We start from the raw sequence: 9,349 nt of genomic DNA, 5'->3' as shown, positions 1-9,349 counted from the left end.
CAACAAGTGTAAGTACATCGGCAAGCGCATCAGCCTCAACAAGTGCTGTAGCGTCTACATCGGCAAGTACATCGGCTGTAACAAGTGCTTCTCAATCACAAGCTGGAGCAACTTCTGAACTTGCAAAACCAGCAACATCAGAGACAGCTTCAAACAAAGAGACATCTGTTCGTAAGGAAGATGCAGCTAACGCAACAGCTGATGCGGCTCTTTCAAAGGTTATCACTGAAAGCCTCGCATCTCTACAAGCAGTTGAAACTCGTTTGAGCCAAATCACATCAACGACTTCAAGTTTGGTTGATACAACGACAACAGCTGCCGTAGCGACTACAGTATCTGCTGAGAGCAACAAGAAAGCGCAAGAAGACCGCAAACGTCTATCTAAAATCTCAGCGACTATGGGAGAATACCTCGCTAAGTCTATCGGTCTGCCAAATACAGAAGCAGCAGTTGCTAAGGTCAATGCTGCTGTAACAGCTATCGAAGAAGCGCTGAAAAATCCAAATGTCGACTTGACAGATGTTATCAAGCAAGCTACCTCTGCGCAAAACTCAATCGTCAACGCTGTGCTTCGTGCCAATAATGGTAAACGTGATTTCCTTAATGGTAAAGCGATGAAACCAGGGACACAGTTCCGTGCTCGTAATACACAAACTGGTTCAGGTGCCATCGGTGAACAGACTGAAAATAAAGCAAATGGTGAAAGCATCAAGTATTTGACATCAGGTGAGAGTTCAAACGCGAAACAGCGTGTTGAAACTTCTGTTGATCTGAAAGCAGAACCTGTATATGCAGCGAACGGTAAGATTACAAAGATTATCTGGACGCTCATGTCTAACCCTCGTCAGACCATGGGACAAACCAACGTTCGTCACTGGATCCAAATTCCTAGTCAGGTCAATATGCCGACAACCATTGTTGATGCATCATATATTGATACGGCTACAGGTTCACCTAAAAAGGATATGACAGGACTTCCTAAGTCTACTACGCCATCTGATAACATGATGCCGGCAGAGTACAATAGTATGAGACGTGACTCGATGGAAGTTCGTGCTAAAGACAACTACAAACGTGTTGATAGTGGCTTCTTGTCATTGAACAGCCAAGATGAGCAGTATAACCTCTTGAAAGCCCAGTCATATCACAATACAGGGAACTCTGACCAATGGCGTAAGGCGACTTGGGAAAATAACATCAAGCCAGCTATTCTTTGGACCAATGAAGAACGTGTTCTTTGGAATAACATCAACGTTGGTGACCGTGGACGTGTTGCGGTAACTCGTTTTGAAACTACGGTTCCAGATAACGTAACCAATGGTGACCTCAAGAACATGAAGGTTATGTATGGTGAAGGAACTCACAATACAACTTGGGCAGGGATTGGTATCCATACTAACCCATTGGGGTTAAATAATGTTCAAGCTTATCCTTTTGTAGCTCGTGATAGCGGAACTTATATCGTAAATCAGGTTGAAGCACCATACAATACATCTGAGTTTAATAAGGCTGGATTGAAATGGTGGTATTCAAACGAAGATACAAACCAAGCCTATACGGACCCTAACCAGTACTTGGTTCACCCAGGAACTCAAAACTATGCTGGTGCTAAAGGACCTGCTGGTACAACCATTGAATATCGTACAAAAGATACCAATACAAAAGTAGAGGCTAACCAGGTTGGTCGCACACCAGGGGTGTTTGAATACAATATTCATAGACAATTCCCAGATAATACTGGTGCAGATACACCGGTTAAGTTTGTTGTGAAACCAAAAACTCCAGAAATCACAACAACTCTACAAGATAACGTTTCATCTCAAACCATCACTGTAGAAAATGCAACTCCAAACAAAAAAGTCGTTCTTTATAAGAACACAGTTGAGTATGCTACAGCGACTGCCAATGCACAGGGTGTTGCTACCTTCAACAATGTCCAAATGGCAAATCAAGATAGCTTTAACGCTAAGGTGAAAATTGAGAACCAAGCTTCTTATCAAGATAAGGACGGTATAACGAAGAATTACGTTGAGTCTGCCTTCAGTAACACTGTAAGATCTCGTTTCACAGATACAGAAAAACCACAGATTACGGAAATCGTAGCCAATAAAGGGGCGACGGTTGATATGGCAAGTCGTAAAGTGATTGTCTACCGTGAAGAAGAGTTCAATGTTGATGTGAAGATGACAGATAACAGTGGACGCTTGGATAAGGTCAAGGTGTTTGGGAATGCTTTAAATACAGCACCAACTAACAAGTTTGAAACTGCGGACATCGTTGAGACAAATAAAAAGACAGAGATTCGTTTTACTACTGATCAAAATAGACTTGGTCAAAATGGAAATGCAACAGCAAACAATCCAACTAAAGTAAACATTAGTGGTCATGTTGGTAAAGCTTATACAACTGTTCCTGATGGCTGGGATCGTTATATTTCTGGTTATGACCAAGTTGGTTTGACAAATAACAGCGGTCAAAATGCCAATACTAACAATGCCAAACTACGTATTGAGTTCCGTGCTCAAACTGATAAGTACACACCAACAACTACGACCCAAAACGTAGATATCAAAGCAGACGGTCGTGTTCGTTTTGATGCTCCTGAGACCTACATCACTAACAGAGCAAGCCTCCCAACTACAGGTACAACTGCAGGAACGAAGACAACATATGCTTGGGCTGATACAGAACCAACAAACTGGACAGCAGGTCAACATACACGTGATATCATAGTTACTTACCCAGATGATTCAACAGATAGAGTTACAGTACCTTTTAACGTTCGTGATAATATTGCACCGAATGTAACAGTTCAAGGAAAAACTCTTTCTGAAACGGAAGCAAATGCCCCAATCTTTACAGTCTACCGTGGAGCAAACTTTAACCCACTTATTGAAGCGTGGGATAACTCAGGTAAGATAAAAGATATAACATTTGGAAATAATACTCTTCCATCAGGTGTTACTAAAGGAAACTTTACAGAGCTAACTGGTAAAACAGAAAGCAACAAGTATTCAAGTAGATTGATTAGTGGAACAGTCAATGACAACCAAGCATTCGGTACATATACGGTTCCCGTATCGGTATCAGACGGTACAAATACAACAACTCGTTACATGAAGTACCGTATTGTTGATGTTGTTCCTAAAAACTTGGACGCTAACGGTGAAGTCTCTAAAAACATGGGTGATAAGCTTGGAGATGCCCACTACTATATTGGAACGACAAGCAATGGTAACCTAGAGGATGATAAATACTTCCCAGGTGGAATGAACTTCGATAAGTGGAGAAATGCTAATCGCGGTGACGCTACAAGAGATGACCTAATTAACACAAACCCTGGTAAATGGACTTACAGTGCTATCGCTACCTTCCCTGATGAGACGAAGAATGAAGCAAGTACAACTCGAACAACCTTTACACCGAGCGAACGAGCAGTTAAAGTTGGATTTATATTAAAACCAAGTAGACCAGAGATTACTCCCCTCCAAAATGGTGATGTGACTGTTGCGCCTAAAACATCTGAGAGCACAGTTAATCGAATGGAAGTGACCTACACGCCAACAGGTTCTTCAACAAACAAGACCTTGACTGCTAGAAAAGCGTCAAATGGTACTTGGTTCTTGAATGAAACACCAACAGGTGTGACCATTAACCCTTCAACTGGTGTCGTGAGTCTTCCAGAGAAAGTTACCAAGGATGGTTCAACGGTTAGTGCAGTCTCTTATACGTCGGATAATCGTGCCAGCGATACATCTTCAGCCCGTCTAGTAGTGGATAAAGAGGCTCCAGTTATCACAGCAAACGATGCAACAGTAACATCAGGTGAGCACGTGGATATTCCATTGGAAGTTGTGGATACAGGTGTCGGTCTTGCCGATACAGATGGTGTTGTGATTAAAGATCTCCCTGCAGGTTTGACCTATGAAAATGGTAAAATCACAGGTACACCAACAGGTCCGGCGGGTAGTTATCCAGTAACAATCGTTGCTAAAGATAAACTAGGAAACTCGAATGCTAATAATCCTACAAGGATTACCATCACTGTTCAAAGTCAAGCTGACAAGTACAAAGTAACAACTAAGAACGGTGGTAACTTCTATGCGGTTCAGGATGAAGATGTTGCTAACTTAACTCCGAGAGATTTCGTCAGTGGTACTATTCCAGAAACAGCTAAAGTAACATGGAAAACACCTCCAACGACTGGCGGAGTTGGTTCAGGAAAAGCAGCTACTCTTACCATCACTTACCCAGATGGTTCAACAAAAGACTTGAACTACACTTACCAAGTCTATCCAAAACTAGAAACTAAGACCAATAATAATCAAACAGGTAACTTCCACGCCTTCAAGAAAGATAACCGTATTGGTGGAGATACTTTTGTCTACACTTCTATGTATAATACCAAAGGATTTAATGGCGTTCCTATGACTTGGGAGTACTCATACCGCCTAAACAATGAGGGTGCTGAACTTAAGTCTACAGGAAACAATCCAACCTTTAGTTCAGTTTGGTATACAAATGATAACCAGCCTCAAGGTAAAGCTTTAACACACAAGACAAGGTATACATTGAATGCTACCTATCCAACTGGTCGTTTCGGTACAGTATCTGCAGACAATCCTGCCTTGACAGCTTCAACGCAATGGGACTACTCTGTTTATGAGTATGGTCCAAAACGTGTCTTTGAAACAACTCAAGGAAGTCTGGATGGTTTAGGAACGATTGTTTCAACACCTAAGGATGCTTTGCAACCAACGGATGGTAAAACAGAAGTTCCAGATGCTACTACTTTCGAGTGGGTACGCGGTTGGACACCAGATGATGCTATGGCATCAAGGCCTGATGTTTATGAGCGTAGAATTAGGATGACCTTGCCTGGTGATTCAAGTACGGTTATCCATAGTCGTGATGTCAGCGTCTATGTCAAAGTTAAACCAAAAACACCAGTTATTGTAGAAAATACAATTTCTGAAAAAGGTGGCTTGCCAAATCAATCTATCAAGATTGATAATGTTGTTCCAGGTGCGACTGTTAGCCTTACAATTGCAGGGCAAACAATCACTAAGACAGCGGGACCTAAAGATACAAGCGTAACCTTTAGTCCTACTGACTTAGACCCAGTTTATAAGGCTAATAATGACCTCCTTCCAGTAGGAGATATCACTGTTAAGCAAAAAGTGACTGTTCAAGATCCAAGCGATGGAAATAAAAATAAAGACTTGGAATCTGAAACAGCAACTGGAACGATTACTCGTGAAACGGTAGCTCCAGTAGCTCAAGATACAGTTGTAGAAGTTAAGCAAAAGGATGGTAGTTGGGTTCCAGTTCCAAAAACAACTGACGCAAATGGTCTTACAACACATACTTTCTATGCAGGTGATCAACTTCGCTTTACAACTAAATTCACAGATAACAGTGATAAGATTGCGAATACTGTCGTAAGACAAGGTTCAAACACAGCATCAGAAACAGATAATGTCCTACATAGTACTTGGGGAACTGTTGCGCCAAATAATATCACAACAGTTACACCGGCTACTGCAACATCACCAGCAACAGTCATTCAAACTGGTACAGTGAATGCAAATCTTCAGTATGGCGATGGTCAACACGTTACTCGTGCCATTGTCGCAGAAGATACAGTAGGAAACCGTTCTGAGGGTAGCCGCTTCCGTCTGAAACAAGGTAAGTTGTCAGAGAAACATCCAGGTGTAGATCCAAAAACTAAGTTTGAAGTTGCAGATGTAAACAACTTAACAGCAGAAGAAAAGGCTAAAGTATTTGAAGCAATCAAAGCATCAAATCCAAAAGCGGACAAGCAAATTGATTCATACACCCAAAATGACGATGGATCAGTCACAATCAACTACTTGGATGGAACAAGTAACCTCGTTCGTCCAAACGTTAAGTATGCTGTGGAAAGAGTTTCTGATAGATTCTATGCTATTAGAGATGAAAATGTAAACGATTTGAATCTCCTTACCTTTGTTCGTGGTAAAGGTGGAAAAGATTTACCAGAAGGTACAAAAGTTACTTGGGAAACAGCTCCTACCTTTAATGAAACTGGCGAACGTACAGCTTATTTGAAGGTTGAGCATCCAGATGGTACAGTTACCCCTCATATCGAATACAACTACACAGTTCTTGAAAAGGTTAAAACATATACAAGAGATGGTGTAACAGGTAAATTCTACGCCTTTAAAGCGGATAGAGATGGCGATTTAGTTAAAGGTGGTGGCTATGCCAATAACATTGGTGGTCACACCAACCTATATGTAAATAGTAGTGATCTTATTGACAACAATAAAGCAACAACTCTAACTTTCAAGTATAAACTAAATAATGATGAAAATGCCATTCTAACAGAAGCTGTTAATACAACCTTTAGTAAGGTATGGCACACCAACATGGAAAGCGATCCTGCTAACCGACCTCTAGCTCACAATACGACCTACACTGTCGTTGCGAACTATTCTAAAGGACGTTTTGGTGATGCATCAAATGGTGATCCTGCATTAACAAGTACTGTAAACTTTGATTACTCAGTAGTGGATCCAGTAGCTAAGAAAGTTTATGAAACAACGGTTGGGGATAAGAGCCCACTAGCAGATATTATTACCACTCCAGGTAATGCTCTTAAGAATACAGATATCGTTCTGACTACGAATCCTACTGATGGTACTTCTACAGCTGTTTCAAGTACGGAGGCTAACTCTGCTACAGCTGCTTCTGGTACGACGACTACTCAGACTGTTCCAATGCCAGATGGTGTAGATTTTGCATGGGACGGGGACACAGCCCTAGATGCGGATAACATCGTTTCTGCTCCAGGTTACTATACACGAAAAGTCAGAGTCACTCTGCCACAAAGTACTACAGAACGTTCAACAGCTAGAAATAGCCGAACAGTTCCAGTAACTATCAAAGTCAACCTAAAAACACCACAAATCGCGGATGATCAAGTAACTGAAAAAGGTGGTCTTCCAAACCGTAGTATTACAGTGACAGATGTGGCACCAGGTGCGACAGTAACCTTGACAATCGGTGATAAGACTTTCCCTCCGAAGGTGGTACCAGCTGGTGCTACAAGTGTCACATTTGGAGCGGATGAATTAGCAGATGCTAACGGTTTGCTTCCAAAGGGAACTGTAACGGCTACACAAACTAAGGATATAGCGACTCCTACTGGAGAAACAGAGACTCTTAGCACATCAACGACTAAAGAAATTACTAAGGAAACGGAAAAACCAAATGTAGAAGTCGTTCTGCAAGTTAAAGATAAGAATAATAATTGGGTTGAACGACCTAAGACAGCTGTTCGTAATGATGCTAATGACGAAAAAGGACGTTCTGCTCAAGGATATGAACTTTACGCCGGGGATGAATATCGCTTTGTTGTGAAAGCTACGGATAACAGTGGTAAGGTTCGTAGTCTAGAAGTATGGGATGGTCGTACTGTCCAAGATAACATGACAACACGTAATCATAATTCTAATGGAACGATTAACAATCCCCCTGCTGGAGTTCCGATAACAGCTACTGCTGCGGATCCAGCTACGTTGACAATTAATGGTAAGTACAACGAAAACCAACCCTATTTACCAGGTAATCTTTGGACGCGTCAGATTCGTACAAAAGACTTTTCTGAAAATACGAATAATGACACTACATTTAAGGTTGTTCAAGGGAAATTAAGTGAAAAATTCCCAGGTAAAGCGCCAGCACAGGTTCAAGTAAGCAATGCGACAACCTTGTCTCCAGAGGATAAACAAAAGATTCTTGCAGCGGTTAAGGGTTCAAATCCACAAGAAGATAATCGTATTAGTGGTTATGACTTTAAAGATAATGGTGCTGTATCAAATGGTAAAGTAAAAGTAGTTATTACTTACAAAGATGGTACATCGAACGTAGTAGAAGTACCAGTATCGGATTCTGTACATAAATCTGAACAAGCATCTACCTCAGCCTCAACAAGCGCTGTAGCGTCTACATCAGCAAGCACAAGCGCTGTAGCCTCTACATCAGCAAGCACAAGTGCGGTAGCTTCTACATCAGCGTCAACAAGTGCAGTAGCATCTACATCAGCAAGCACAAGTGCGGTAGCGTCTACCTCAGCAAGCACAAGTGCGGTAGCGTCTACATCAGCAAGCACTAGCGCAGTAGCATCTACATCAGCATCAACAAGTGCGGTAGCCTCTACATCAGCAAGCACAAGTGCGGTAGCTTCTACATCAGCATCAACAAGTGCGGTAGCCTCTACATCAGCAAGCACAAGCGCCGTAGCCTCTACATCAGCAAGCACAAGCGCCGTAGCCTCTACATCAGCATCAACAAGTGCGGTAGCCTCTACATCAGCGTCAACAAGTGCCGTAGCGTCTACATCAGCAAGCACAAGCGCTGTAGCCTCTACATCAGCAAGCACAAGCGCAGTAGCATCTACTTCAGCGTCAACAAGTGCCGTAGCATCTACCTCAGCAAGCACAAGTGCGGTAGCCTCTACCTCAGCAAGCACAAGCGCCGTAGCGTCTACATCAGCAAGCACAAGCGCCGTAGCCTCTACATCAGCAAGCACAAGTGCCGTAGCGTCTACGTCAGCGTCAACAAGTGCCGTAGCGTCTACGTCAGCAAGCACAAGTGCGGTAGCGTCTACCTCAGCATCAACTAGCGCCGTAGCCTCTACCTCAGCGTCAACAAGCGCGGTAGCATCTACGTCAGCAAGCACAAGCGCGGTAGCATCTACGTCAGCAAGCACAAGTGCCGTAGCATCTACATCAGCAAGCACAAGCGCCGTAGCCTCTACATCAGCGTCAACAAGCGCTGTAGCGTCTACATCAGCATCAACAAGTGCGGTAGCATCTACATCAGCAAGCACAAGTGCGGTAGCATCTACGTCAGCGTCAACAAGCGCTGTAGCGTCTACATCAGCATCAACAAGTGCGGTAGCATCTACATCAGCAAGCACAAGCGCTGTAGCATCTACCTCAGCGTCAACAAGCGCAGTAGCGTCTACCTCAGCAAGTACAAGCGCCGTAGCGTCTACATCAGCATCAACTAGCGCTGTAGCATCTACGTCAGCAAGCACAAGCGCAGTAGCATCTACCTCAGCAAGCACAAGCGCAGTAGCGTCTACATCAGCAAGCACAAGCGCTGTAGCATCTACATCAGCATCAACAAGTGCGGTAGCCTCTACATCAGCAAGCACTAGCGCTGTAGCCTCTACCTCAGCAAGCACAAGCGCTGTAGCGTCTACCTCAGCATCAACTAGCGCAGTAGCCTCTACCTCAGCGTCAACAAGCGCGGTAGCATCTACGTCAGCAAGCACAAGCGCGGTAGCATCTACGTCAGC

Annotated in this window: 1 protein-coding gene; it reads left to right on the top strand. The window is 43.2% G+C overall.

The features are described from left to right. On the top strand, nt 1–9,349 hold a 9,349-nt coding region (locus N8L90_RS09600), incomplete at both ends, for a sialoglycan-binding domain-containing protein (protein ID WP_314725737.1).

This window comes from Streptococcus mitis, assembly GCF_946190115.1.
GTDB lineage: Bacteria > Bacillota > Bacilli > Lactobacillales > Streptococcaceae > Streptococcus > Streptococcus mitis_CO.
Note: the sequence above shows the minus strand (reverse complement) of the source record. Positions and strands in the feature narration are given on the sequence as shown.